At 52.6% G+C, this 24,382-nt stretch carries 27 protein-coding genes; 12 read left to right on the top strand and 15 right to left on the bottom strand.

Annotation, left to right across the window (positions count from 1 at the left end):
* Positions 1-26: 26 nt before the first annotated feature.
* Both mepM and znuA read right to left on the bottom strand, forming a co-directional pair.
* Positions 27-1,349: a murein DD-endopeptidase MepM gene (gene mepM, locus WFN87_RS05965; protein ID WP_336982405.1), complete on the bottom strand. Its 1,323-nt coding sequence runs from the start codon at positions 1,347-1,349 to the stop codon at positions 27-29.
* 15 nt (positions 1,350-1,364) lie between these two features.
* Positions 1,365-2,309 carry a zinc ABC transporter substrate-binding protein ZnuA gene (gene znuA / locus WFN87_RS05960; protein WP_008453945.1) on the bottom strand — a complete coding sequence of 315 codons (945 nt, stop codon included), beginning with the start codon at positions 2,307-2,309 and terminating at the stop codon, positions 1,365-1,367.
* A gap of 79 nt (positions 2,310-2,388) precedes the next feature.
* On the opposite strand from znuA, the gene znuC reads away from it, so the two are divergent.
* Entirely contained in the window at positions 2,389-3,141 is a 753-nt protein-coding gene (gene znuC, locus WFN87_RS05955) for a zinc ABC transporter ATP-binding protein ZnuC (RefSeq protein ID WP_008453942.1), read from the top strand.
* On the top strand, positions 3,141-3,926 hold the full coding sequence (gene znuB / locus WFN87_RS05950) for a zinc ABC transporter permease subunit ZnuB (RefSeq protein WP_008453940.1): 786 nt from the start codon (positions 3,141-3,143) through the stop codon (positions 3,924-3,926). Before znuC ends, znuB begins: the two co-directional genes overlap by 1 nt.
* A gap of 55 nt (positions 3,927-3,981) precedes the next feature.
* Here znuB and ruvB read toward each other — a convergent pair whose 3' ends face one another.
* The 6 genes from ruvB to aspS all read right to left on the bottom strand — a co-directional run bounded on the left by ruvB (position 3,982) and on the right by aspS (position 9,236).
* Entirely contained in the window at positions 3,982-4,992 is a 1,011-nt protein-coding gene (gene ruvB, locus WFN87_RS05945) for a Holliday junction branch migration DNA helicase RuvB (RefSeq protein ID WP_008453938.1), read from the bottom strand.
* 8 nt (positions 4,993-5,000) lie between these two features.
* A complete protein-coding gene (ruvA, locus tag WFN87_RS05940) occupies positions 5,001-5,612 on the bottom strand; it encodes a Holliday junction branch migration protein RuvA (protein WP_008453936.1) in 612 nt (203 codons plus the stop codon).
* An 82-nt stretch (positions 5,613-5,694) separates the two neighbouring features.
* On the bottom strand, positions 5,695-6,216 hold the full coding sequence (gene ruvC / locus WFN87_RS05935; RefSeq protein ID WP_336982409.1) for a crossover junction endodeoxyribonuclease RuvC: 522 nt from the start codon (positions 6,214-6,216) through the stop codon (positions 5,695-5,697).
* Positions 6,217-6,256: 40 nt separating this feature from the next.
* Positions 6,257-6,997 (bottom strand): YebC/PmpR family DNA-binding transcriptional regulator, encoded by a 741-nt coding sequence (locus tag WFN87_RS05930; protein WP_008453931.1) that lies wholly within the window; start codon positions 6,995-6,997, stop codon positions 6,257-6,259.
* A gap of 23 nt (positions 6,998-7,020) precedes the next feature.
* Positions 7,021-7,464, bottom strand: coding sequence for a dihydroneopterin triphosphate diphosphatase (nudB, locus tag WFN87_RS05925; RefSeq protein ID WP_008453929.1), 444 nt, complete (start codon positions 7,462-7,464; stop codon positions 7,021-7,023).
* A complete protein-coding gene (aspS, locus tag WFN87_RS05920; protein WP_336982411.1) occupies positions 7,464-9,236 on the bottom strand; it encodes an aspartate--tRNA ligase in 1,773 nt (590 codons plus the stop codon). The genes nudB and aspS overlap by 1 nt, the downstream gene beginning before the upstream one ends.
* A 268-nt stretch (positions 9,237-9,504) precedes the next feature.
* On the opposite strand from aspS, the gene WFN87_RS05915 reads away from it, so the two are divergent.
* The 5 genes from WFN87_RS05915 (at position 9,505) to cmoB (ending at position 13,103) form a co-directional block, all read left to right on the top strand.
* Positions 9,505-10,071, top strand: a complete 567-nt coding sequence (locus WFN87_RS05915) for a hydrolase (RefSeq protein ID WP_008453925.1) — start codon at positions 9,505-9,507, stop codon at positions 10,069-10,071.
* Entirely contained in the window at positions 10,068-10,886 is an 819-nt protein-coding gene (locus WFN87_RS05910; protein ID WP_166991798.1) for a DUF72 domain-containing protein, read from the top strand. The genes WFN87_RS05915 and WFN87_RS05910 overlap by 4 nt, the downstream gene beginning before the upstream one ends.
* Positions 10,887-10,956: 70 nt before the next feature.
* The gene (locus WFN87_RS05905) at positions 10,957-11,352 is read left to right on the top strand and encodes an MAPEG family protein (protein WP_008453920.1); all 396 of its coding nucleotides are present in this window, start codon (positions 10,957-10,959) and stop codon (positions 11,350-11,352) included.
* 39 nt (positions 11,353-11,391) lie between these two features.
* A complete protein-coding gene (gene cmoA, locus WFN87_RS05900; protein ID WP_166991795.1) occupies positions 11,392-12,135 on the top strand; it encodes a carboxy-S-adenosyl-L-methionine synthase CmoA in 744 nt (247 codons plus the stop codon).
* Complete coding sequence (gene cmoB / locus WFN87_RS05895) at positions 12,132-13,103, top strand: tRNA 5-methoxyuridine(34)/uridine 5-oxyacetic acid(34) synthase CmoB (RefSeq protein ID WP_336982414.1); 972 nt, start codon at positions 12,132-12,134, stop codon at positions 13,101-13,103. Before cmoA ends, cmoB begins: the two co-directional genes overlap by 4 nt.
* 53 nt (positions 13,104-13,156) lie before the next feature.
* On the opposite strand, the gene WFN87_RS05890 is transcribed toward cmoB, so the two are convergent.
* Positions 13,157-13,435: a DUF1471 domain-containing protein gene (locus WFN87_RS05890; RefSeq protein WP_008453915.1), complete on the bottom strand. Its 279-nt coding sequence runs from the start codon at positions 13,433-13,435 to the stop codon at positions 13,157-13,159.
* A 329-nt stretch (positions 13,436-13,764) separates the two neighbouring features.
* Between WFN87_RS05890 and WFN87_RS05885 the strand changes: the two genes are divergently transcribed.
* The 5 genes from WFN87_RS05885 (at position 13,765) to WFN87_RS05865 (ending at position 17,498) form a co-directional block, all read left to right on the top strand.
* A complete protein-coding gene (locus tag WFN87_RS05885) occupies positions 13,765-14,892 on the top strand; it encodes a tyrosine-type recombinase/integrase (protein ID WP_336982416.1) in 1,128 nt (375 codons plus the stop codon).
* Between the two features lie 219 nt (positions 14,893-15,111).
* A complete protein-coding gene (locus WFN87_RS05880; RefSeq protein WP_336982418.1) occupies positions 15,112-15,816 on the top strand; it encodes a DUF4145 domain-containing protein in 705 nt (234 codons plus the stop codon).
* A 327-nt stretch (positions 15,817-16,143) separates the two neighbouring features.
* The gene (locus WFN87_RS05875) at positions 16,144-16,383 is read left to right on the top strand and encodes a DinI-like family protein (RefSeq protein WP_008456751.1); all 240 of its coding nucleotides are present in this window, start codon (positions 16,144-16,146) and stop codon (positions 16,381-16,383) included.
* Between the two features lie 354 nt (positions 16,384-16,737).
* Positions 16,738-17,178 (top strand): STM2901 family protein, encoded by a 441-nt coding sequence (locus WFN87_RS05870; protein ID WP_336982420.1) that lies wholly within the window; start codon positions 16,738-16,740, stop codon positions 17,176-17,178.
* Positions 17,175-17,498, top strand: coding sequence for a DUF1493 family protein (locus WFN87_RS05865; RefSeq protein WP_008456755.1), 324 nt, complete (start codon positions 17,175-17,177; stop codon positions 17,496-17,498). Before WFN87_RS05870 ends, WFN87_RS05865 begins: the two co-directional genes overlap by 4 nt.
* A gap of 96 nt (positions 17,499-17,594) precedes the next feature.
* Here WFN87_RS05865 and WFN87_RS05860 read toward each other — a convergent pair whose 3' ends face one another.
* The 6 genes from WFN87_RS05860 to WFN87_RS05835 all read right to left on the bottom strand — a co-directional run bounded on the left by WFN87_RS05860 (position 17,595) and on the right by WFN87_RS05835 (position 24,223).
* Entirely contained in the window at positions 17,595-17,972 is a 378-nt protein-coding gene (locus WFN87_RS05860; RefSeq protein WP_336982423.1) for a HumD family translesion DNA polymerase, read from the bottom strand.
* Between the two features lie 2 nt (positions 17,973-17,974).
* Complete coding sequence (locus tag WFN87_RS05855; protein ID WP_336982425.1) at positions 17,975-18,214, bottom strand: DNA polymerase V; 240 nt, start codon at positions 18,212-18,214, stop codon at positions 17,975-17,977.
* Between the two features lie 136 nt (positions 18,215-18,350).
* The gene (locus WFN87_RS05850; RefSeq protein ID WP_336982427.1) at positions 18,351-19,544 is read right to left on the bottom strand and encodes a tail fiber domain-containing protein; all 1,194 of its coding nucleotides are present in this window, start codon (positions 19,542-19,544) and stop codon (positions 18,351-18,353) included.
* A 12-nt stretch (positions 19,545-19,556) separates the two neighbouring features.
* Positions 19,557-20,504: a DUF6453 family protein gene (locus tag WFN87_RS05845; protein ID WP_336982430.1), complete on the bottom strand. Its 948-nt coding sequence runs from the start codon at positions 20,502-20,504 to the stop codon at positions 19,557-19,559.
* The gene (locus WFN87_RS05840; RefSeq protein ID WP_336982432.1) at positions 20,504-23,719 is read right to left on the bottom strand and encodes a host specificity protein J; all 3,216 of its coding nucleotides are present in this window, start codon (positions 23,717-23,719) and stop codon (positions 20,504-20,506) included. The genes WFN87_RS05845 and WFN87_RS05840 overlap by 1 nt, the downstream gene beginning before the upstream one ends.
* Before the next feature lie 54 nt (positions 23,720-23,773).
* Entirely contained in the window at positions 23,774-24,223 is a 450-nt protein-coding gene (locus tag WFN87_RS05835) for a tail assembly protein (protein ID WP_442892753.1), read from the bottom strand.
* Between the last annotated feature and the right edge of the window lie 159 nt (positions 24,224-24,382).

Genomic DNA, 24,382 nt, shown 5'->3' with positions numbered 1-24,382 from the left:
AACCGGCTTTTCGTCACAGGGAAAAATCAGTCGATGCGCAGCTGCGGCAGTACGTCTTTAACCTGCGCCAGGTAATCACTGCGATCGGAGCCGGTCAGGCCCTCAGAATGCGGCAACTTGGCCGTCAGCGGGTTAACCGCCTGCTGGTTGATCCACACTTCGTAATGCAGATGCGGGCCGGTAGAACGCCCGGTATTGCCAGACAGTGCAATACGGTCACCGCGCTTCACTTTCTGGCCAGGTTTCACCAGCAGCTTCTTAAGGTGCATGTAACGGGTGGTATAAGTCCGGCCATGGCGGATAGCCACAAAGTAACCTGCGGCCCCGCTGCGCTTCGCCATTACCACTTCACCATCCCCGACAGCCAGTACAGGTGTCCCCTGTGGCATCGCAAAATCAACGCCTTTGTGCGGCGCGACGCGGCCGGTCACCGGGTTAAGACGACGAGGGTTGAAGTTAGAGGAAACGCGGAACTGCTTCACGGTTGGGAAACGCATAAAGCCTTTGGCCAGGCCCGACCCGTTACGGTCGTAAAACTTGCCGTCTTCCGCGCGAATGGCGTAGTAATCTTTTCCGTCGCTGCGTAGGCGCACGCCGACCAGTTGGCTCTGCTCACGCTTGCCGTCCAGCATTTCGCGGGACATCAACACGGAGAATTCATCGCCCTTCTTCAGCTTGCGGAAGTCCATCTGCCACTGCATGGCTTTGATAACAGAACTGATTTCTGCGCTAGTCAAACCGGCATCACGTGCGCTGGAAACAAAACTTGCCCCCACCGTGCCCTTCAGCACGCTGTTAACCCAATCGCCCTGTTGGGTTTCGCTGCTCATTTTGAAACCGTTATCAGTGCGATCGTAAGTGCGCGTTTCGCGGCGCGACATTTCCCAGGTCAGACGCTGCAAATCGCCGTCTGCGTTAAGCGTCCAGGAAAGCTGCTGACCAATTTTCATGTTTCGCAGGTCTTTATCAGCGGAAGCGAGCTGGCTGATGTCGCCCATATCGATGCCGTACTGATTCAGAATGCTGCTTAGCGTATCGCCTGTGGAGACGACATATTCATGAACGCCCGCTTCGCCGGAGGTTTTATCATCCAGCTCATCCTGAGGCAGGGTGTCATCTTCGGCGTCCGGGGACTGGTCGAGGGGTTCGCTGGCTTCCGGCAGCAGCGAATGTATTTCGCTTTTTTGAAGTTCGATGGTCTTGATTATCGGACTGGACTGCGGATGGTAAATTGACGGTCGCCATACCGCGACCGCCAGAGTGAGAACCGTAAGCGACCCCAGCATAACGCGATGGGGCCGTGATAAATTGTCAAATGCCATGGCGACAGAGCGGGCTATCTGTTGCACGTATTCACTTCCTCGTTAATCTCCTTTCAGGCAGCTCGCATACTGGTTCGCAAGTCCGGTCATAAACTGCATATAGCTGTTTTTACCCAATGCGACTTCAATTCCCAGAGGATCTAAGGTGCCGGAGCGAACGTTAGTGCCTCTGGCAACGGCGTTAATTACCGCTGGCCTGAATTGTGGCTCAGCAAAAACGCAAACCGCTTTATGCTCAACCAACTGTGTTCTGATTTCATGTAAACGCTGCGCACCAGGCTGTATTTCAGGGTTAACGGTAAAGTGGCCAAGCGGCGTTAAACCGTACTGTTTTTCAAAGTAGCCATAGGCGTCATGAAAAACGAAATACCCTTTTCCTTTCAGCGGTGCCAGCACGGAACCCACCTGTTTATCGGCGTCGGCTAAGCCTGACTCGAAATCTTTCAGGTTGGCGTCAAGTTTGGCTCGATTTTCGGGCATAAGTTCCACTAATTTATCGTGGATTGCAACCGCCGACAGCCGCGCTACTTCTGGGGAGAGCCAAATGTGCAAGTTGTATTCACCGTGATGGTGATCTGCGTCACTCTTTGCGCCATGGCCATGTTCATCGCCGTGCTCATGATCGTCGTCGTCACCGCCTTTCATGAGCAGCGGTTTCACGCCGGCAAGCGCCGCCAGCTCAAGCTGTTTTTGCTCGGGAAGCTGGCGCACAGACTTCTGCATGAAAGCTTCCATTTCTGGCCCAACCCATACAACTAAGTCCGCGCCCTGTAAGCGTTTTACATCGGACGGACGAAGTGCATAGTCGTGCTCAGAGGCGCCATCAGGCAGTAATACTTCTGTGCCTGTCACCCCGTCGGCAATGGCTGAAGCGATAAAGCCCAGAGGCTTGATGGACGCCACAACAGCGGCGTTAGTGTTGGTGACGGCAGAGCCCCAGAGGGCAGCGGAAAATGCAGCGAAAAGAAGTGTCTTTTTATGTAACATAATGCAACTTATCATCGTGAAAATCAGAATAATTGTGATATTATAACATCCGCTAACTTATGCAACCCCTGAAATTGTCATGACAAATTTGGTTGAACTGGAAAATATCTCGGTCTCTTTTGGCCAGCGACGCGTGCTGGCTGATATCTCACTTGCGCTAAAGCCCGGCCGTATTCTTACGTTGCTGGGGCCTAACGGTGCCGGTAAATCCACCTTAGTGCGTGTCGTGCTTGGGCTGGTCACACCCGATCAGGGTGTCATCAAGCGCGACCAGCATCTGCGCATTGGCTACGTGCCGCAAAAACTTCATTTGGACGCCACGCTACCGCTCACGGTTAGTCGTTTCCTGCGCCTGCGTCCGGGAGTGAAAAAAGCCGACATTCTCCCGGCACTTAAACGCGTGCAGGCTGCTCATTTGATAGATGCGCCAATGCAGAAGCTCTCTGGCGGTGAAAACCAACGCGTTCTGCTGGCGCGAGCGTTGTTGAATGAGCCTCACCTGCTGGTACTGGATGAACCCACCCAGGGCGTGGACGTCAACGGCCAGCTCGCGCTTTATAATCTGATTGACCAGCTTCGCCATGAGCTGAACTGCGCGGTGCTGATGGTTTCTCATGACCTGCACCTCGTCATGGCCAAAACCGATGAGGTGCTGTGCCTGAACCATCATATTTGCTGCTCCGGTACGCCAGAAGTCGTCTCCACCCATCCTGAGTTTATCTCGATGTTTGGGCCCATCGGTGCCGAACAACTGGGCATTTATCGCCACCATCATAACCACCGTCACGATCTGCAGGGTCGCATCGTTCTGCGCAGAGGGAATGGACAGTAATGCTTGAATTGTTGTTGCCCGGCTGGCTGGCCGGGATTTTGCTCGCCTGTGCGGCAGGGCCGCTGGGCTCTTTTGTGGTCTGGCGTCGGATGTCTTATTTTGGCGATACGCTGGCTCACGCCTCATTGCTGGGCGTCGCGTTTGGTCTGCTGCTCAATGTGAACCCATTTTATGCCGTTATCGCAGTGACGTTGTTACTTGCTATTGGCCTGGTCTGGCTGGAGAAACGCCCTCACCTCGCCATTGATACTCTGCTGGGTATTATGGCGCACAGCGCCCTGTCGCTCGGTCTGGTGGTGGTCAGCCTGATGTCTAACGTCCGCGTCGATCTCATGGCTTACCTTTTCGGCGATTTACTGTCAGTCACGCCGTCGGACATTATCTCCATTGCCGCTGGCGTGGCCGTGGTGCTTGGCGTACTGGCCTGGCAGTGGCGGAGCCTGCTGGCGATGACCATCAGCCCGGACCTTGCCCACGTGGACGGCGTCAATCTTCAGCGAGTGAAAATGCTGTTGATGCTGGTGACCGCCCTCACCATCGGTGTTGCAATGAAATTCGTCGGGGCGCTCATCATTACCTCACTGCTGATTATACCGGCCGCAACCGCACGACGCTTCGCCCGAACGCCGGAACAAATGGCGGGCTTTGCGGTTCTCATTGGTATGATTGCCGTCACCGGCGGGCTGGCTTTCTCGGCACTTTACGATACTCCGGCAGGCCCATCCGTAGTGCTGGCCGCCGCCGCGCTGTTTATTCTTAGCATGGCTAAAAAGCAGCCGGCTTAAACCTCACGTAGACACGGAAAAGGCGCCCTGAGGCGCCTTTTTTATTGCGTAATATTCACGGCTGAGCCGGAGGAACAATCCCAAAGTGCGTCCAGGCCCGCGGCGTGGCAATACGCCCGCGCGGCGTTCGCTGCAGAAAGCCCTGCTGAATCAGAAACGGCTCCAGCACGTCCTCAATGGTTTCTCGCTCTTCGCCGATAGCGGCGGCAAGGTTATCCAGCCCAACCGGGCCACCGAGGAACTTGTCGATCACCGCCAGCAACAGCTTGCGGTCCATGTAATCAAACCCTTCGCTATCCACATTCAGCATGTCCAGCGCCTGCGCTGCTACTTCGGCAGTAATCGCCCCGTCATGCTTTACTTCGGCAAAGTCGCGAACGCGGCGAAGTAAGCGGTTGGCAATACGCGGCGTACCGCGAGCGCGGCGGGCAACTTCCAGAGCACCATCATCGCTCATCTCCAGCCCAAGCACGCTGGCGCTACGCCCGACAATATGCTGCAGGTCGGCCACCTGATAAAACTCCAGGCGCTGCACAATGCCGAAACGGTCGCGCAGGGGCGAAGTCAGGGAGCCCGCGCGGGTGGTCGCGCCAATCAGGGTGAACGGAGGGAGATCGATTTTAATCGAACGTGCAGCCGGGCCTTCGCCAATCATGATATCCAGCTGATAGTCTTCCATCGCCGGATACAGCACCTCTTCCACCACCGGAGAAAGGCGGTGGATCTCATCGATAAACAGTACGTCGTGAGGCTCAAGATTGGTTAGCATTGCCGCCAGATCGCCAGCTTTCTCCAGCACCGGGCCGGAGGTGGTTCGCAAATTCACGCCCATCTCGTTGGCCACGATGTTAGCTAGGGTGGTTTTCCCCAGCCCCGGTGGGCCAAAAATCAGCAGATGATCGAGCGCATCGCCGCGCAGCTTGGCCGCCTGAATGAAGATTTCCATCTGTGAGCGCACGTGCGGCTGCCCGACATACTCTTCGAGCAGCTTCGGGCGAATGGCACGATCGATTAACTCGTCCTGGGTGATATTTCCTGGGGATACCAGGCGGTCTGCTTCAATCATCCTCTACCTCATAGCGCCGCGCGGAGCGCTTCGCGGATCAGGGTTTCGCTGTCGGCACCGGCACGGCCCACTTTGCTGACCATGCGGCTGGCTTCCTGTGGTTTATAGCCCAGAGAAACGAGGGCAGCAACGGCTTCCTGCTCGGCATCGTCGGCCTGGCCGTTATCCGGCGAGGTTAGCACCAGATCGGCTGCAGGGGTAAACAGGTCGCCATGCATACCTTTGAAGCGGTCTTTCATCTCCACAATCAGGCGCTCGGCGGTTTTCTTACCCACGCCCGGCAGCTTGATAAGGGAGCCAATTTCTTCGCGCTCGACGGCATTCACGAACTGCTGAGCCGACATCCCGGAGAGAATAGCCAGCGCCAGTTTTGGCCCCACGCCGTTCACTTTAATCAGCTCGCGAAACAGCGTCCGTTCCTGCTTATTGTTAAACCCGTAAAGCAGCTGAGCGTCTTCACGCACCACGAACTGAGTGAACACCACCGCCTCTTTGCCAATGTCCGGCAACTCATAGAAGCAGGTCATCGGCATATACACTTCGTAACCCACGCCGTTGGTTTCCAGCAATACCAATGGGGGCTGCTTTTCCAGAACGATGCCTCTGAGTCGACCTATCACAATGTGCTCCTGCGTATTTACGTTGATGCGCGAAAAAGTAACGCTATGATATAAAAAAGGCTGGATAGATATCCAGCCTTAATTATTTTAATCGCCCTCGCGCCAAATTAAGCCGCGATTCGCTCATCTGGACCGAGTTTTGCGTCACATGGCAATGCGTAATGGCTATAGCCAACGCATCCGCCGCATCCGCCTGCGGGCTGGCCGGGAGCTTAAGCAGCGTGCGCACCATGTGCTGCACCTGGCTTTTCTCCGCGCTGCCTATGCCCACCACGGTTTGCTTTACCTGACGTGCCGCGTACTCAAACACCGGTAGATCAGCATTCACCGCTGCGACAATGGCCGCGCCGCGCGCCTGCCCCAGCTTAAGCGCGGAATCCGCATTTTTCGCCATAAACACCTGCTCGATGGCAAAATACTCGGGCTGGAACTGGGTAATGATTTCGCTCACCCCCGCGTAGATAAGCTTCAGACGCGAGGGCAAGTCGGCAACCTGCGTTCGGATACAGCCGCTGCCCAGATAGGTCAACTGCCGCCCGGTCTGGCGGATAACGCCGTAACCGGTGACGCGCGATCCCGGGTCGATGCCGAGAATAATCGCCATCACGCGTCTCCTGAGTACAGGTCAGATATTGGCTGCGCCATTAAAGGGTAGCCGCCACCTCGTCGGAGATCTCACCGTTGTGGTAAACCTCCTGCACGTCGTCACAATCTTCCAGCATGTCGATCAGACGCATCAGCTTAGGCGCGGTATCCGCATCCATGTCTGCTTTGGTGGAAGGGATCATGGAAACTTCTGCGTTGTCCGCCTTCAGGCCCGCTGCTTCCAGCGCATCTTTCACCGCGCCCATCTCTTCCCATGCGGTGTAAACGTCGATAGCGCCGTCGTCGAAGGTTACGACGTCTTCAGCACCCGCTTCCAGCGCAGCTTCCATAATCTGATCTTCGTCACCTGCTTCGAAGGAGATAACCCCTTTCTTGGTGAACAAATAAGCAACGGAGCCGTCGGTGCCCAGATTCCCGCCGCATTTGTTGAACGCATGACGCACTTCGGCAACGGTACGGTTACGGTTGTCGCTCAGGCATTCCACCATCACGGCAGAGCCGCCAGGGCCGTAACCTTCATAAATGATGGTTTCCATGTTCGCATCATCATCGCCGCCCACGCCGCGTGCAATCGCACGGTTCAGGGTGTCGCGCGTCATGTTGTTCGACAGCGCTTTATCGATAGCTGCGCGCAGACGCGGGTTAGACCCTGCATCACCGCCGCCCAGACGGGCAGCCGTTACCAGCTCGCGAATAATTTTGGTGAAAATCTTACCGCGCTTGGCATCCTGTGCCGCTTTGCGGTGTTTCGTGTTGGCCCACTTACTATGACCTGCCATAACAATCTCCAAAAGCGCCTGTATCAGGCGGCATCAATTACAAACTCTTCAATCGCCTGCCGGTTACTCCATGACTTGGTCATCAGGGCCGCCTCTTCGGCGGGCACCCATTTCCAGGCCAGATGTTCGGTAATCGTAATCTGGCGTTCATGAGGCAGCGCAAGACAGAACCACGATTCCGTATTGCGCGTGATCCCCGGCGCATAGCGATGACGCAAATGAGTAAATATCTCAAACTCCACCCGGCGCTGGCAGTCAACTAACGGCAGCGGCTCATTGAGCACGTCGATAGCGACCTCTTCCTTTACTTCACGCCGGGCGGCATGCAGCGCGCTTTCCCCTTCTTCAAGGCTGCCGGTGACCGACTGCCAAAAATCAGGATCGTCGCGCCGCTGTAACATCAGCACCCGCTTCGTATCTTCTGCGTAAATGACCACCAGAACCGAAACGGGACGCTTATAAGGCATCAGTTTTTCTCTGCCTTTTTGATGACTTCAATCCCCAGCTCGGCAAGCGAAGCCGGGTTAGCGAAGCTTGGCGCTTCGGTCATCAGACAGGCGGCAGCCGTGGTTTTCGGGAAGGCGATAACGTCACGGATGTTGTCGGTGCCGGTCAGCAGCATGGTCAGGCGATCCAGACCAAACGCCAGGCCCGCATGAGGCGGCGTGCCGTACTTCAGCGCGTCCAGCAGGAAGCCGAATTTCTCGCGCTGTTCCTGCTCGTTAATGCCCAGAATGCCGAACACGGTCTGCTGCATCTGGCCGTTGTGAATACGCACGGAGCCACCGCCCACTTCGTAGCCGTTGATAACCATATCGTAGGCGTTGGCAATCGCGGTTTCCGGCTGCGCCGCCAGTTGTTCCGGCGTCATGTCTTTTGGCGCGGTGAACGGGTGGTGCATCGCGGTCAGGCCACCTTCGCCGTTGTCTTCAAACATTGGGAAGTCAACCACCCACAGCGGCGCCCATTTTTTCTCATCGGTTAACTGCAAATCTTTACCGATTTTCAGACGCAGTGCGCCCAGAGCGTCGGCAACCACTTTCTTGCTGTCCGCGCCGAAGAAGATCATGTCGCCGTCGGCTGCGCCGGTACGAGCCAGGATAGCTTCCACGATATCCGCGTTCAGGAACTTGGCGACCGGGCTGGTGATCCCTTCGATGCCTTTCGCACGTTCGTTAACCTTGATGTACGCCAGGCCGCGAGCGCCGTAAATTTCGATGAACTTGCCGTAGTCGTCAATCTGTTTACGGCTGATCTGTGCGCCACCCGGCACACGCAGTGCGGCAACGCGGCCTTTGGCGTCGTTTGCCGGGCCGGAGAAGACCTTAAACTCTATGTCTTTGACCAGGTCAGCCACATCCACCAGCTCCAGCGGATTACGCAGGTCCGGCTTGTCGGAGCCGTAGCGGCGCTCAGCTTCGGCGAAAGTCATCACCGGGAAGTCGCCCAGGTCAACGTTAATGGTGTTGATCCACAGTTTGCGCACCAGGTCTTCCATCACTTCACGCACCTGTGGCGCGGTCATGAAGGACGTTTCAACGTCGATCTGGGTAAATTCTGGCTGACGGTCGGCGCGCAGGTCTTCGTCGCGGAAACATTTCACGATCTGATAGTAGCGGTCAAAGCCGGACATCATCAGCAGCTGTTTGAACAGCTGAGGAGACTGCGGCAGCGCGTAGAATTTACCTTTATGGACGCGGGAAGGCACCAGATAGTCACGTGCACCTTCTGGCGTAGCTTTGGTCAGCATTGGGGTTTCAATATCGAGGAAACCGTGGTCGTCCATAAAGCGGCGCACGAAGCTGGTAATTTTTGCGCGAGTTTTCAGGCGCTGAGCCATTTCTGGACGACGGAGATCCAGGTAACGGTACTTCAGGCGCGCTTCTTCGGTATTAACGTGGTTGGAGTCCAGCGGCAGTACGTCAGAGCGGTTAATGATGGTCAGTTCGGTGGCAAACACTTCCACTTCGCCGGTCGCCATATCTTTATTAACGTTGCGCTCGTCGCGAGCGCGCACGGTGCCAACAACCTGAATACAGAACTCATTACGCAGTTCAGAGGCGAGCTGGAACGCTTCCTGACGGTCCGGGTCGAAAAACACCTGCACGATGCCTTCACGATCGCGCATATCAATAAAGATAAGGCTACCGAGGTCACGGCGACGATTGACCCACCCACTAAGCGTTACTTGCTGTCCCACATGGGATTGATTGAGCTGCCCGCAATATACTGTACGCATGAGATATCCCTTAATCAGCTGCACGCGACCCGCCACCTGCGACGGCAGGCGCTTTGGTGGCAGCTATTTCGACTGTCACAACTGGATGAAAAAAGGGGGCTATTATACTGGAAATAATGGCTGGCGATAACCCCGAAACCGCCGACTGGCGCGAATCGCAGCGCCGGTATTGCAGATTCTCACAAAAATTAACAAAATTTGTAAACTCAGCAACCTGGCTTCCAGCGTAAGGTATTGACCCTTAACCCCAATGTTAACCGGAGTCACAATGACACAACTCAACGCATCTCGTACTGCCCTGGTGGTGATTGACCTGCAGGACGGCATTTTACCGTTTGCCGGTGGCCCCCACAGCGCCAGCGACGTCGTGGCTCGTGCCGCGCGCCTGGCCGAGAAATTCCGCGCCAGCGGTTCACCGGTGGTGATGGTGCGCGTGGGCTGGTCAGCCGATTACGCAGAAGCCCTGAAACAACCTGTTGATGCCGCACCTCCGGGCCATGCCCTGCCTGAAAACTGGTGGAGCTACCCGGCCGCGCTCGGTAAAAAAGACAGTGACATTGAAGTCACCAAACGCCAGTGGGGAGCGTTTTACGGCACAGACCTCGAGCTACAGCTGCGCCGCCGCGGCATCGACACCCTCGTCCTTTGCGGTATTTCGACCAATATTGGCGTCGAGTCCACCGCACGTAACGCCTGGGAAATGGGGTTCTCGTTGGTTCTGGCTGAGGATGCCTGCAGCGCCGCCAGCGCCGAGCAGCATAATCACAGCCTGAAGTTCATCTTCCCGCGTATCTCCCGCATTCGCAGCACCGACGAGATAATTGCTTCGCTATGATTTATATCGGCCTTCCCCAGTGGCAGCACCCGAAATGGAACCGGCTGGGCATCACTTCGCTGGAGGATTATGCCCGCCACTTCAACTGTGTGGAAGGCAACACCACGCTGTACGCTCTGCCCAAAGCGGAAATCGTACAGCGCTGGCGGGAAATGACGGGCGACAGTTTTCGCTTCTGTTTTAAATTTCCCGCCACCATTTCCCATACCGCCGCCCTTCGCAACTGCGGCGACCTCACCGCCGAGTTTTTCGACCGCATGTCGCCGCTAGCGGGCAGAATAGGCCAATACTGGCTTCAATTGCCGGCCACTTTCGGGCCTGGCGACCTCCCGGCGCTGTGGCATTTTCTGGATGCATTGCCCGCGGAGTTCACCTATGGCGTTGAAGTCCGGCACCCGGCCTTTTTCGACAAAGGTGCGGATGAACAGGCATTGAATCGCGGCCTGCATGACAGGAAAGTGAATCGAGCCATTCTCGACAGCCGCCCGATTCACAGCGCCGTGCCGCACAACGAGGCGGTGCGGGAAGCCCAACGTAAAAAGCCCAAAGTTCCGGTGCATGCCATTGTCACGGCCAGCCATCCTCTGGTGCGATTTATCGGCAGCGACAACATGACGCAAAATGCCGAGCTGTTTGATGTCTGGTTAAAAAAGTTGCCTGAATGGACGGCAAAAACAACGCCATACCTTTTTCTCCACACCCCGGACATTGCCCAGGCGCCGGAGCTGGTTCATACCCTATGGCCCGCGCTGCAGCACGTTTTTCCTGAATTAGGGGCTCCACCCGCCATCCCGCAACAGGCCACACTTTTCTGAGCGCTAGCGACAGCACTCCGCTTGCGAGCTATCATAGCGTGAGCCGTAACTGTTACGACATGGAGTTAATATGGTAAGCGCGCTGTATGCGGTGCTGGCTGCTCTGCTGTTAATTAAGTTTTCGTTCGACGTTGTTCGCCTGCGAATGCAGTACCGGGTTTCCTACGGCGACGGCGGCTTTAGTGAACTCCAAAGCGCCATCCGTATTCACGGTAATGCGGTGGAATATATTCCCATTTCCCTGCTGCTTTTACTGCTGATGGAGATGGACGGCGCCGAAACCTGGATGGTGCATATTTGCGGTATTATGCTGCTGGCCGGACGCCTGCTGCACTACTACGGATACCATCATCGCCTGATCCGCTGGCGCCGTTCCGGCATGAGTGCCACCTGGTGCGCGCTGATGCTAATGGTGCTGGCCAACTTATGGTATATGCCGTGGGAGTTGGTTTTCTCGCTCCATTAACGCAAAATACGCCCCTTTCGAATTTCCGGATTTAACGTTATGTCTGACCGCGATACGCTGTTTTCCGCCCCGATAGCCAAACTGGGCGACTGGACCTTTGATGAACGGGTAGCCGAAGTCTTCCCCGATATGATCCAGCGCTCGGTGCCAGGTTACTCCAATATCATCTCCATGATTGGCATGCTGGCGGAGCGCTTCGTGCAGCCCCACAGCCAGGTTTACGACCTTGGCTGCTCTTTGGGCGCGGCAACATTATCGGTACGACGCAACATTCATCACGATGGCTGCAAAATCATTGCCGTCGACAACTCCCCGGCCATGGTCGAACGCTGCCGCCGCCATCTTGACGCCTTTAAAGCGCAAACGCCCGTCGAAGTCATCGAAGGCGATATTCGCCATATCGCCATCGAAAATGCGTCGATGGTGGTGCTGAACTTCACGCTACAATTCCTCGAGCCCGACGACCGTCAACTGTTGCTGAATAAAATCTGGCAGGGCCTGAGGCCGGGCGGTGCACTGGTGCTTTCGGAGAAATTCAGCTTTGAAGATGCTGAAGTTGGCGAACTGCTGTTTAACATGCACCACGACTTTAAGCGCGCCAACGGCTACAGCGAACTGGAAATCAGCCAGAAGCGCAGCATGCTGGAAAACGTGATGCTGACCGACTCGGTCGAAACCCATAAAAAACGCCTCAAACAGGCGGGCTTTGAGCACGCCGAACTGTGGTTCCAGTGCTTTAACTTTGGCTCTCTGGTAGCCGTCAAGTCCGGAGAAGTCGCGTGATTGATTTCGGTAATTTTTATCAGCTGATTGCAAAAAACCACCTGGCCCCGTGGCTGGAAACCCTGCCCGCGCAAATTGCCAGCTGGCAGCGTGAATCCCTGCACGGCCAGTTCAAGCACTGGTACAACACGGTGAACTATCTGCCGGAAATGACGCCTCATCGTCTGGACCTCCTGCACAGCGTCACCGCTGAGTCCTCCATGCCGCTGAGCGAAGGCCAGCAGCTTGGCATTGAAAAGCTGCTCCGCAACCTGATGCCCTGGCGCAAAGGGCCCTACTCGCTGTATGGCGTAGATATCGACACCGAATGGCGCTCAGATCTTAAATGGGATCGCGTCTTGCCGCACATTTCGCCGCTTGCCGGGCGGACCATTCTCGACGTGGGCTGCGGCAGCGGCTATCACCTGTGGCGCATGATTGGCGCAGGCGCGCAGCTGGCGGTTGGCATTGACCCGATGCAGCTGTTTATTTGCCAGTTTGAGGCGGTGCGTAAGCTGCTTGGGAACGATCAGCGCGCCCACGTTCTGCCGCTTGGTATTGAGCAACTTCCAGAGCTGAACGCCTTTGATACCGTGTTCTCGATGGGCGTGCTTTACCATCGCCGCTCGCCGCTGGATCACCTCTGGCAGTTGAAGAATCAGCTGGTCAAAGAAGGCGAACTGGTGCTGGAAACGCTGGTGGTGGAAGGCGATGAAAATACGGTATTAGTGCCGGGCGAGCGCTATGCTCAGATGCGCAACGTTTACTACATCCCGTCCGCGCTGGCATTGAAAAACTGGCTGGAGAAATGCGGTTTTGTCGACGTAAAAATTGTCGACCACTGCGTCACCACGCAGGAAGAACAGCGCCGCACGTCGTGGATGATCACCGAATCGCTGGGCGATTTCCTCGACCCAAATGGCAGTGGCAAAACCATTGAAGGTTACCCCGCCCCGCTTCGTGCCGTTCTGGTGGCCCGCAAGCCATAACCCACAAACAAAAAACCCGGCGCTGATTGCCGGGTTTTTTATCTTGCCATCGCTTAGCGATAAACCTGTGCGGTGCCACTCCACAGGCTGGAGTCTCCAGGCGTGCCCAGGCCAGTAATGTTAATTTTGCTGCCGCCGATTTTCTCGGCCTTTACCTGCAGTCGGTTGATGGCATCATCGGTGCTGCCGGATACGCCACGAATGGACACGACGCCAATTTGCTCCTGTCCTGCCGGGCTGCTGTTAAGCACTTCGGGCAGCGGTGCGGCAAAAGCGGCAGATGCAAAGACGGATGACAGAGCCAGGATGACAGTTGCAGTTATTTTTTTCATTTTTAATTCCCTCTAACATAGATAGTTGTCGGAGAGGATTATTCACCCCAGGGTGTTTTGTAACGTAAGTGGCTGGCAAACGAAGTTAAACAATGTGTACAAAAAGTGAAGGAAAGGTTACGCGACGCATCGCTGGTTACAAAATAAAAAAAGCCCCAGCAATCCGCCGGGGATATGGATTTCATCACAACCATTAAATATCATTATTTCAACCACTTGAAAAATAATACTGTTTATATAAACAGCATTATTATGGTGCTTTTTAGTTCGTCATGGGGTATTTTTTCACTATCAGCACCCCACGCAGCACCCCAAGAAGGCGATGAATAATGGCTTATTACACTATTGAAAAACGGTTGCGAAGTGACGGCACACCACGCTACCGCTGCACCGTCGGCGTGAAGGCTGGGGGAAAATATCTGCACCGAGAAAGTCAGACCTTCATGAGGCAGAGCCTTGCGAAAGCATGGGGTGCCAAACGTGTTGCCTACATTGAAGAGCATGGCATACCCGATAGTTCAGCCTCAAGCAAAGAACAGAAAATTGTCACCCTGGGCGATGCGATCACCCTATACCTGGAACACCCCGAGGTGCTGATGCAGCGTTCAAAACGTGAAACGCTTGAGCAACTTCTCAAGAGTGACGTTTCAACAGTAGAGCTAAACAGCATCACGTCAAAAGCCCTCATTGAACACTGCATGTATCGAAAGAGCCTTGGGCGCAGCCCTAAAACGATCTCGAACGACATCTCATTCATCGCTGCAGTATTAAACGCTGCAAAACCATTGTTCGGAATTGAAGTCAACATTAACGAACTGGAAGAGGCAAAGAACTGGCTTAACCAACTGCGAATAATTGGTCCGTCACAACGGCGTAACCGACGACCAACCCGCGATGAGTTTCAGAGCATTTTGGCCGGGCTGGAAGAAAAATATAAAACGTCATACAGCGGCGCACCATTCCACGAAATTTATCTTCTTTCGGTTCTTACGTGCGCGCGAATCGGTGAGCTTTGTAGGATTCGGTGGGATGATATAGACGAGAAACAAAAAGCTGTTCTTGTCAGAGACAGGAAGGATCCACGAAAAAAGACAGGTAACCATATGCTGATCCCGCTGCTGGGCGAAGCATGGGATTTAGTTCAGAAACAGCCGCGTAAGGACGAGCGAATTTTCCCATACCGAGAACGGAGCATCACACAGACATACAGGCAGGTACGGGATGAGCTGGGAATTGAAGATTTGCGCTATCACGATCTCCGGCGCGAAGGAGCAAGCCGGCTATTTGAGGCAGGGTTCAGCATTGAGGAAGTTGCCCAAGTCACAGGTCACCGATCGCTCAACACCCTCTGGCAGGTCTACACCGAGCTGTTCCCTAAAACACTACATCAAAAATTTGATCACCTTCACGGGGTATCAAGGGACGAAGATCCCTCTCCTCTTATACTGACAAAATAAAACTTAAAACCAGCCTCTTACGGTTGGTTTTATGTGACTTAATTATACCTAAAACATTTTCGTGATCTGGGGAATATTAATAATACGGCATGACGTACTTAAAGGCTTCCAAAGCTAATTCTCTTCTAGATAAAACTCCACTACCAGATTTTAATTTTTCGTCACAGAAGGCTTGTGATAACTTATCGATAACATAATTGTTATTTTAGGGAATATGTCATGAGTGAAATGAGAGTAATACAGGCATTATGTCCTCGTTGCAATGGAGAAAGAAAATGTTTCGAGCATGGATATATCCATAAAAATTGGTATCACGATGAAGCCTGCGAGCATGGAGGAGAGCATTATCGTTTACTTGAATGTAGAGGATGCGAAACTGTATTTCATCATATCACTGCTTACTACAGCGGCGATTATGATTACGAAATTGTTGATGGACAAGAAACAATCAGATACAACACTAAAATTACTACATTCCCAACACAAGAAGAACCCGAACAGAAACCTGATTGGATTTGGGATTTAATACCAATCGATCTGAAACTACATCAAATCATGGATGAGGTTTACAGCGCACAAGAAAAAAATTCTTTGATCTTGGCGTCCATAGGATTACGAATTGCTTTTGACCGAACTATAGAGCTTCTCGAAATACAACCTGGCTTATCCCTTAAGGAAAAGGTTAATCAGTTAAAACAGGGCGGACACATTGGAGACGCTGAGGCAGAAAATCTCGAAGCTGTTATTGAAGCAGGAAATGGGGCTGCTCACCGAGGGTGGTCTCCGACACTTCCTCAGTTTAAAACCTTGCTACGAGCTATTGAAATTTTTATACACAGAACCATTTTATCAGAACGATCTTTGGGACATATTGTTCAATCTGTACCCAAAAAGCAAACAAGACCCAAAAAACAGCCTACCTAACATGGGGGTGGAGGTTCAAATCCTCTCGTGCCGACCAAATAAACATTGAAAACCAGCCTCTTACGGCTGGTTTGTGTGACTTGCTTGATATTCCTAGTTCATATTCATGGCCTAGGGCAATATTAATGACGCAAATATAGGTTGTGATTTCAAATGCAACCTGCTGTTTATAATGAAATATATCTAAATAGGCATGATAAAAATAGATAAAATCAGTCAATAAAATTCATAGTAAAATCAACGAATAGCAAATGATTTGCAGAATGGTGTTGACTGCTGCCCACCCCGCAAATACTGTATACGCATACAGTGATTAAGGGGCTAAAAATGTTCGTTGAACTCGTCTATGACAAACGCAATGTAGAGGGTTTACCCGGCGCAAAAGAAATCATCCTGGCTGAGCTGACGAGGCGTGTGCATCGCGTCTTTCCCGAAGCTGACGTGCGCGTTAAACCGATGGAATCCAGCTCTGTTAACAGTGACTGCACGAAAAATGAGAAAGAGAAGCTGAGTCGTCTGGTCGAAGAGATGTTCGATGAAGCTGAGTTCTGGCTTGTTAGCGAGTAACTGGCATGGACAACATGATCATATCCGGCGTCAGGATTTACTTTCCGCGACCAGGCGAAAAGCTCCCGGTACCGTCTGCTGATATGCGTACCTTTGCGATTAAAGGTACCACTGGCGATCGTTGCTGTGTTCTTGGGTTCTGGAATGGTAAATGGCGGGTACTGTCTCTTCCTGAGTATGAGAGTTCAGGAAAGGCGATTATGGCGGTAGCCAGGCGAGGGAAACGAGCATCGTGTCAATGATACAATTCAGCGGGAGCAAGCCACTTTCCGAAACTGCGCTTGGTTGTTGAAGTCCACAGTTTCTATGATTAATGTCCTTACTGAGACGATAATCATTTAGGATATTGAACGTATGGATACTATCGAACAGATAAAGGGCTATTACTTTAAAGGGATGCACAATCTGCCTTGCGGGGAATTGGCTTTTTGGATCACAGTAGATGAAGCAGAGAAGCAGCTCGGTGGGATCGATATTGTTGCATTTGCCTTTATTCTTGGTGGATTGAATGTCATTCATGTTCCCGGAAAGCCGCTTACCACAACGCCGGGAACCAGTTTTTTATCCCTCTATCTCCGACGAATGATTTCTTATCGACTTAATTCCCGCTGGCGTTCTCCAACATGGAAAACATTAGTTGGCGGGGGTTGGGCAAAAACAACAAGCTTGGGTGGACTTATAGGACGCTGGATCCCTTGGGTTGGAGTTGCGATCACTGCATATGATGTAATGATTATCGCCAAAAGAAGTATTCAGCGTTACAACCTGATTGTTCGCCCAGGAGACAAGATATGATTGAACTTGAAAGGGCAGTTTTGCAGTTTGTTAAAACAGAGCTGGGTGATAGCAGCATTGAAGTATCCTCATCGCTTAGCACCGGGAAGCACCAAACTGTACCAGAGGATATACTGGATATGATGGATAAATATTCCGCCAAATTTAACGTTGATTGCAGCAACATTCATTGGCGCAGATATTTTCCTCAGACAGTTTTACCTTTCCTGCCCAACTGTATTTTACCCGAGCGCCTGAAATCAGATCGACACAATCCTGAGCTATTTACGATCGGTATGATGATTGAATCAGCCAAAGCGGGTCGCTGGCTTTACGATTAACAATCATTTAAAACCAGCCTCTTACGGCTGGTTTTTTGTGCCTGGATTTTTCCTGGGGAATTGTTGGGGAGAAATGGGGGAATTACTGCCGACGAATTACATGCATGGGTTGTCGTCAAACTCCTCGAGGCGGGCATCGTTGATGATGTACGTCACAACGCCGAACACGTCCAGGGGCTCATTATCTGATCCATGGTTTTCCCTGGCGCCAGTGTCCAGACGCTCAAGATATTTTTGAGGGTGCAGACGCAGCCGGCGTAAACTAAATTCCCCGTCTATTGCGCAGGCCAGAATCGATCCGTCACACTGCGTGGCCGCCGTGTCGACAACCAGCAGAGCCCCTTTGATAATCCCAGCGCGCAGGCATGTTTCCGATGCGCGCATGAAGTATGTAGCAGCTGGCCTGCTGATCAGTTGACGGTCGAGAGAAATGCGGCTCTCTACATAGTCCTGGGCTGGCGATGGAAAACCCATGATCAAAGTCCTCCATTTGGGTTGTAAACCATAAATATTCTGGCCTCCCCTTCGGTTGTAGAGACATCTTTGAATGTGCTCACTGATGCCTCTATCCAGTCGTTCGCTTGCTTCAGGCTCCACCGCCAGTTCACTTTGTTCAACTCTTTCACAAAGTCAGCAGTAGTGACCGTGCGCCGACCGTTTTCCTCTATCCTCAAAGCCTTCCAAAATGCTCCTTCAATGTCGTCTCGTCTTGGCATAACACACCCCATCAAATACTGTTCATACATACAGTATGATTATATATTTTCAGTGATCAATGCCGGGCGAGATAAGGGTTTGCACAAAAAAAGGAAAATGTTCAGCAGTGGGAAGTGGTTACGTGATTTGTAAATTTCATGATGATTTTTGGCTTGTTTCTAACTCACTCACTCTCTCACGAAGCGACTGCACTGCTAAGACTAAATCAGCCATAACTGCTGCCTGATCCACGTTTAAGACTTCAAACTCTTTACCATCATCATCAGTCGCTTTCCCAGCCGCAAAAGTGTACAAAGGATCGATGCTATCAATCTGCTGCGCAAGCATCCCACGGCATACCCGTGAGCTATATTTCCACTGATATTCAACGATTCCGATCTTATCAATCCGCTGCCCCGCTTCGTCATAATTCACAACGGGTGAAAATTTATGCTTAAGCCTGATGTCTGATCCATTGGTCATTACGGTACCTTTCGGTGTTGTCATATCACCTGCACTGTTCATGCCGAAGAATATTGAACCCGTACTAAAACGAAATGCCCACAACAGCGAGTATGGCTGTCCGGTCGCCGCTCCCCCCAGGTAATTATCAATATAATCCCCATTGTGCCGCGAGACCCGGCTGATGCCGCTGCCCTGAGATGGATCATAATCAGCGCCGACTATATTTAATTTGGGTGATAATCCGGCTCCCCGCACCGTGATCGGCGAAGAAATTTCCCCACCAGTTTTATTTGCGACCGTTACAAGTCGTGAATCATTACCTTGGCAGAATGTGTTAGCCGTTGTCCCGAATGGATTCGTGAGGCCAGTCCCCCCCTGCGCCAGGCTTAAAGCAGTTGTAAGACCGGTTAAAGATGTGATGTCGCTGTTCTGCCCCTTTTCCGCATACGTATCCAGTGCAGACTTGTCCGCCTTATTGTCTAAGCTTGAACCCAACTTTAATAACGAAGGACCATGATACTGTCTGTCATCTGGCAAATTTACAGTAATGTCGCCAGGGCTGGTGTACATCTGCAGCCAGTTATCGCTTTCAAGGTTCATAAGGCGAAGCGCTTTGAGCTGCTGCACACCCAGCTGGTATGGAATCGCTGTAATAGCTCTCAACGGTACAGAATCCCACGGCACTGATGCTGTCGTCGGGCCGTAGAAAACCTCCGTTAGCGTTAATGCGGTGGGTGACTCAATTGAAGCTATAGCGAGCGAATATGACTGTCCATTTATGTAGCCGACAATGAAATCACCAATTTTATTATCTGTACCAAAATGAGTTCCAGCCCCGCTGACCGCAGCAGAACCATTAGTTAACGTAATCAAGCCCTGGGCCATATATTTATACCTTTAATAAAATGCCGGAATAAGCGGGATATTGAAATTAAGAGTTTGTTCATTATCGATGGTGTATTGTGCAGTCCATACCGCAGCTGTTGCATTTGATGCGGTATATACTGCGCCTCCTGACATAACAATCCCTTTATCTTTCAGGCTGTCCCAGCCGCTATTTGCCTTGCTTCTGAATCCTGTTTTGCAAATCATCACCATCTTACCGGCGATATTTTTTGCACCGGCTGCCGGGTTCCAGTATTCATTGAGAAACACAAAAGGCTTACTGGTCGTCGAGAACGTCACCTGCCCTGCAGCGTTCACGAAAGTCAGCCCCCTGCCCGGAACTGGCTGCTTTGTGGCAAAGATAGCCAGACGGATCGTGATAGTTGCTGGTATGTCGCCGTATTGGTCACCCACCTGAAATGCCATAAGATTCGTTCCATCAAACGCCAGCGACACACCAGCGGCATCCCATGAACCAAACGGCACACCACCCACCGGCAGTGGCGTTTTTCCGGAAACAGTGAAATTGCCATACCAGACACAGCCCATGAAATTTTGAGTGAGCGGGATGGCAGTAAAGTCGGTTGAGTCCTGAATCAAAAGCCCACGATTACCGGCCTGAGAGATGGCCAGTATTTCCACGAAGGTGGCCGCATACGTCCACGGGCGACGCTTCGGGTCCGTCCCCCAGTCTGTTTGTGTGATGGTTCCGTTTCCGTTATCGACAAAGCCCGTCAGCATCGCGATATCAGGTACAAGAAAATTTGGGCGATACGTCACCGTAGTTGTGTTGGATGGCAGCATAAACATTGTTGAGCCAGCCGTTTTTGCCACTGACACCACACCACCACCCTGTGGAACATTTACAGTCTGACCTGCAAATGATGGACAGCGTAATCCGGCCGTTATCTCCATCCGTGGGGAGCCATCGTTATAGTCGATTAATAAACCTCGTCCCATTAATGCCACTCCCCAAGAACAATACGACCACCTCCAGACAGAGCCAACGTAAATCCATTTCCGTCGATAGTGACGCCGGTATTACCATTCGAGAAACCAAACTGCCCGCTCGTTGCATATATCGCCCCCCGCACAGTTACATTGTTAAATACAGCATGCCCATTTTTTGGAATTGACCAGCCCTGCATATTTCCATCCCAGTCAGTTGACCATAAATCGCCTACCTTCAGATTTGTTACTGTACCATCCTGAATAAAGCCGCTATTTATAAATACCTGGCCATTGACAACTGAGAAGGGAGAATATTGATCACCATTTGGGCCGGAGAGCATGACGAACTGATTAGCATTGATGGCCACGCGCGTGGTTATGCCAGCACCGTTAGCAATAGTGGCCACTGAAAGGCCAGCATCGTAATACTCGCCATTAAACTCAACGCCAGTTTTTAACGTGTAAATCGCTGTAGCCTCATCAGCCTTGGTATAGGCAGTAAACTTCTGGTCAACTGCTGCCTGTTGCTGTTCAAACTTAGTGCTTACCTGCAGTTGGTATTGGGCTAGAGCCTCCTGGTCATCAGCGCGAGTGGTCCATATCTCCGCAATCTGTGCTCTCGCCTCACCATGCTGTCGATTCTGCTGCCTTGCGATATCTCCGCTCTTTAATGCCTCCTCAAGTTGCGCCTGCAGGCCGAAGTCAATTTTATCGGTAAGCAGTTTCCCGTCGTCCGCAGTCAGTAAACCATCAGCGATATCTTTCAGATAATCATCAGCATTATCGTTCGCCATCCCCCTGATCCAGTCTGTCCAGCCTGACTCATTCCCGCTTTTATCAACCAGCTGCGCACGGTAATAGAAAACCTGTCCGGCCCGAAGTCCCATTTGCGTATAAGTCGCCTGGGGATATGGAACATCGGTGAGCAGTATTGGATCTGAAAAATCATTATGTGGCGTGTACTGAATTTCAGTTTTCAGCGTGTCTCCGGTATTCGCCGGGAACCCCCACACCAGACTGATACCCCAGTTAATTGGCGTGGCCGTGAAGCCTACTGGCTTCGGCGGGTTGCCTACCTTGCCGGTCAGCGTTTTCTCTTCTGAGTAACCCCACCCACTGGAAATTTCTGCAGCGTTGATAGCGCGCACACGCACCAGGTAGCGGCCAGCGTAAATCCCCGGCACATCAAACGATGTGGTAGAACTACGAGGCACGTTAACCCAGTTTCCATCGTTTCGGCGCCATTGCGCCTCATAGGAAATTGCGTTGGGTGCCTGGTCCCAGCTGCAGCGCATCGTTTCAACACTAATGCCCTGCTGCACGACGGAGAAAGAACTGATAACGATATTGGCCGGCGCCGTCTGGTTGCCCGGCGGGATAACGCTTATCGGGCGATCGTCAATCAGTGCGCCGGTATCGATACGGGCATACTTATCCGGATCGTAATACGCGCCGGAGATCGTAAACGTGCCGTCGTTATTGTCTGACACACTCACAACACGATACTGCTGTGCGTAGAGTGCATCGGATTCAACAACCCAAACGGATTCGGCCTGAGGCACTTCGCTGTAAGCCGTGGTTACCGTAACCACGTTATCATTTACTGCCTGAATAGTCCGGGCCTGTGACGCTCCGGAAGGCAGGTTGAGAATCAGACGACCGCCAGCGGCAATATCCGGTTTTCGATCAAGAGTAATAACGCGACCGTTCACGGTACTAATGCGGCCGCCGGTCACCTTTCCGGACAGCATCTCATCAGCAACCGCGATGATGTAACCGGGCTGCGGGATCATGCCGTCGAGCCCGACGGAAAATGTTACAACCCGGTCTTTGTTATTCGTCAGGATCCCCCAGCGCCCTTTCCTGTTTGCTTCGCTCTGCCTGGTGCAGCCGATTGCCGTCAGCTCAAGCTGGTTAAAGCCGTAGCGCGCGACCAGCGCTTGTTCAAACACGGGCTCCATAGCATCAGCATAAGCATTCGCCGGATCGGACCACGAAACCAGCGCCGTGGTATAACGGGTTTTTGTCGTGCTGCTCGAGTAATTGAACTCGCCATTAAGGACGTTGGCACGAGTGTAGCTGTAGTCGATATCCCGCGGCATATCCGCCAGGGCGACAATCTGGTTTCCGCCCCAGTAGGTCATCCCTCGAAATATGGCTGCAAAATCACGCAGAACGGTGTAAGCGTCGTTCCTGTCCTGGACATAAACGTCACAGGTATAGCGCGGTTCGGTACCGCTGCCACCTTTCCCATCCGGTACCATCTGGTCGCAATACTGGGCAACCTGATAAAGCGTCCATTTATCGATGTTAGCTGCGGTGAGTCGCTGCCCAAGGCCAAAGCGATCGGTAATAACGATATCGTAAAAAATCCAGGCCGGGTTGTTCGTCCATGCCCATTTAAAACCGCCGGTCCAGGTCCCACTATAAGTCCGGCCAATCGGATCATAATTATCCGGTACGCGGACAATGCGCATCATTGGTTCGCATGAAGCCTGAGGAATACTGCCGTTGAATTGGCTGGAATCAAACTCGACATACAGCAAAGCGGTGTTTGGGTAACGCAGCTTTGCATCAATAACTTCGGTGTAGCTCTGCAGCGTCATTGTGTCGCCGATCCTGGCGCTATTGGCATCCGCAGTAATTTTACGCAGGCGAACTGTCCAGATGCTGCCAGTTTGTGGCAAATCAATGCGGTGGCTGCGCTCATAGCCTGACGTAGTTTTGCCGGTAACCGCAGTGTTAACGACCGGCTGCCAGGTCCCGCCATCGGTCTGAAGCTCGATGATGTAGTTGATGGAGTACCCAACCAGATCGCCGTTGTCCTGCTGGTTAAACAATGACGGCCATTTCAGGCGCAGTCGGATTGCTGAAAGCTGGCCGTTGGTGAAAGTATGCGTCCACGCGGTAGCGCTTGAAACTGTTGTACCGACGCTGATCTCATTCTCTGTACCCGGCATGCCCTGGATATAAGTTTGCGCCTGATTACCCGGGCGAAACTCCCACGCTACACCACTGAAGTTTTGCGAGCCGTCGGCATTTTCCAGCGGTGTGCCGTCCAGAAAAATGCTCTTACCGTCAAGACCACCAGCAAACTCGCCCTCCCCCAGCGCCAGCAATAGTTTTGCTTTGGCGACGGACTGGAGATCATCAGGTTGTTCAACAGGTGTGCGCGGGGAAGAGCCGCCGCCTTTATTCCCTTTGATAAGCGTTGCAGTAGTCATATTGCACCCATAAAAAAAGCCACCCTGAGGTGGCCTGATGGAAAGATAAGTGGGTTACTGCTGGTCTTCGACGTAAATACCGGCTGAGATAATTGCACCGCCGATGCGACGTTTGCCATACCCCAACGGAACCGGGTATCCCTGAGCAGCGGTATTAGTCACGCCGCCAAATGCGTAGGAGGCTTTGTTGTCTGCGCCTTGTTTACTTGCCAAACCGGGTGGTTGAGGAGATAGCATCTGGGCAACACCGCCTATGGCCAGTGCCGCACCGGCGGAAAACATCAGGTTACTCGCTGCTATGCCAACGCCTGGCATCCATATTGCGGCAGCGACTAATACAGCCCCAAGAACTGTCTGTAAAAAACCACCTTTTTTGCTTCCAATGACTACAGGGACAATACGAATAACCTCTGATGTTATCGGGAATTCTAAATCGTCCTGTCCGATATTTTTTTTACCTTTGAAAACCGCATAAGTTAGCCCGCGACGATTGCTGGTTATCATAAATTTTTCGAAGCCAGGAATGGTCGCTGCAAGAGAACGCGTTGCCTCGGTGATGCTGCCAACTTACTGATTTAGTGTATGATGGTGTTTTTGAGGTGCTCCAGTGGCTTCCATTTCTATCAGCTGTCCTTCCTGCTCCGCTACTGAAGGCGTGGTGCG

Origin of the sequence: Cedecea sp. AS113, from assembly GCF_037152415.1 — a bacterium.
GTDB lineage: Bacteria > Pseudomonadota > Gammaproteobacteria > Enterobacterales > Enterobacteriaceae > Cedecea.
This window is presented reverse-complemented; position numbering and strand designations above follow the sequence as displayed.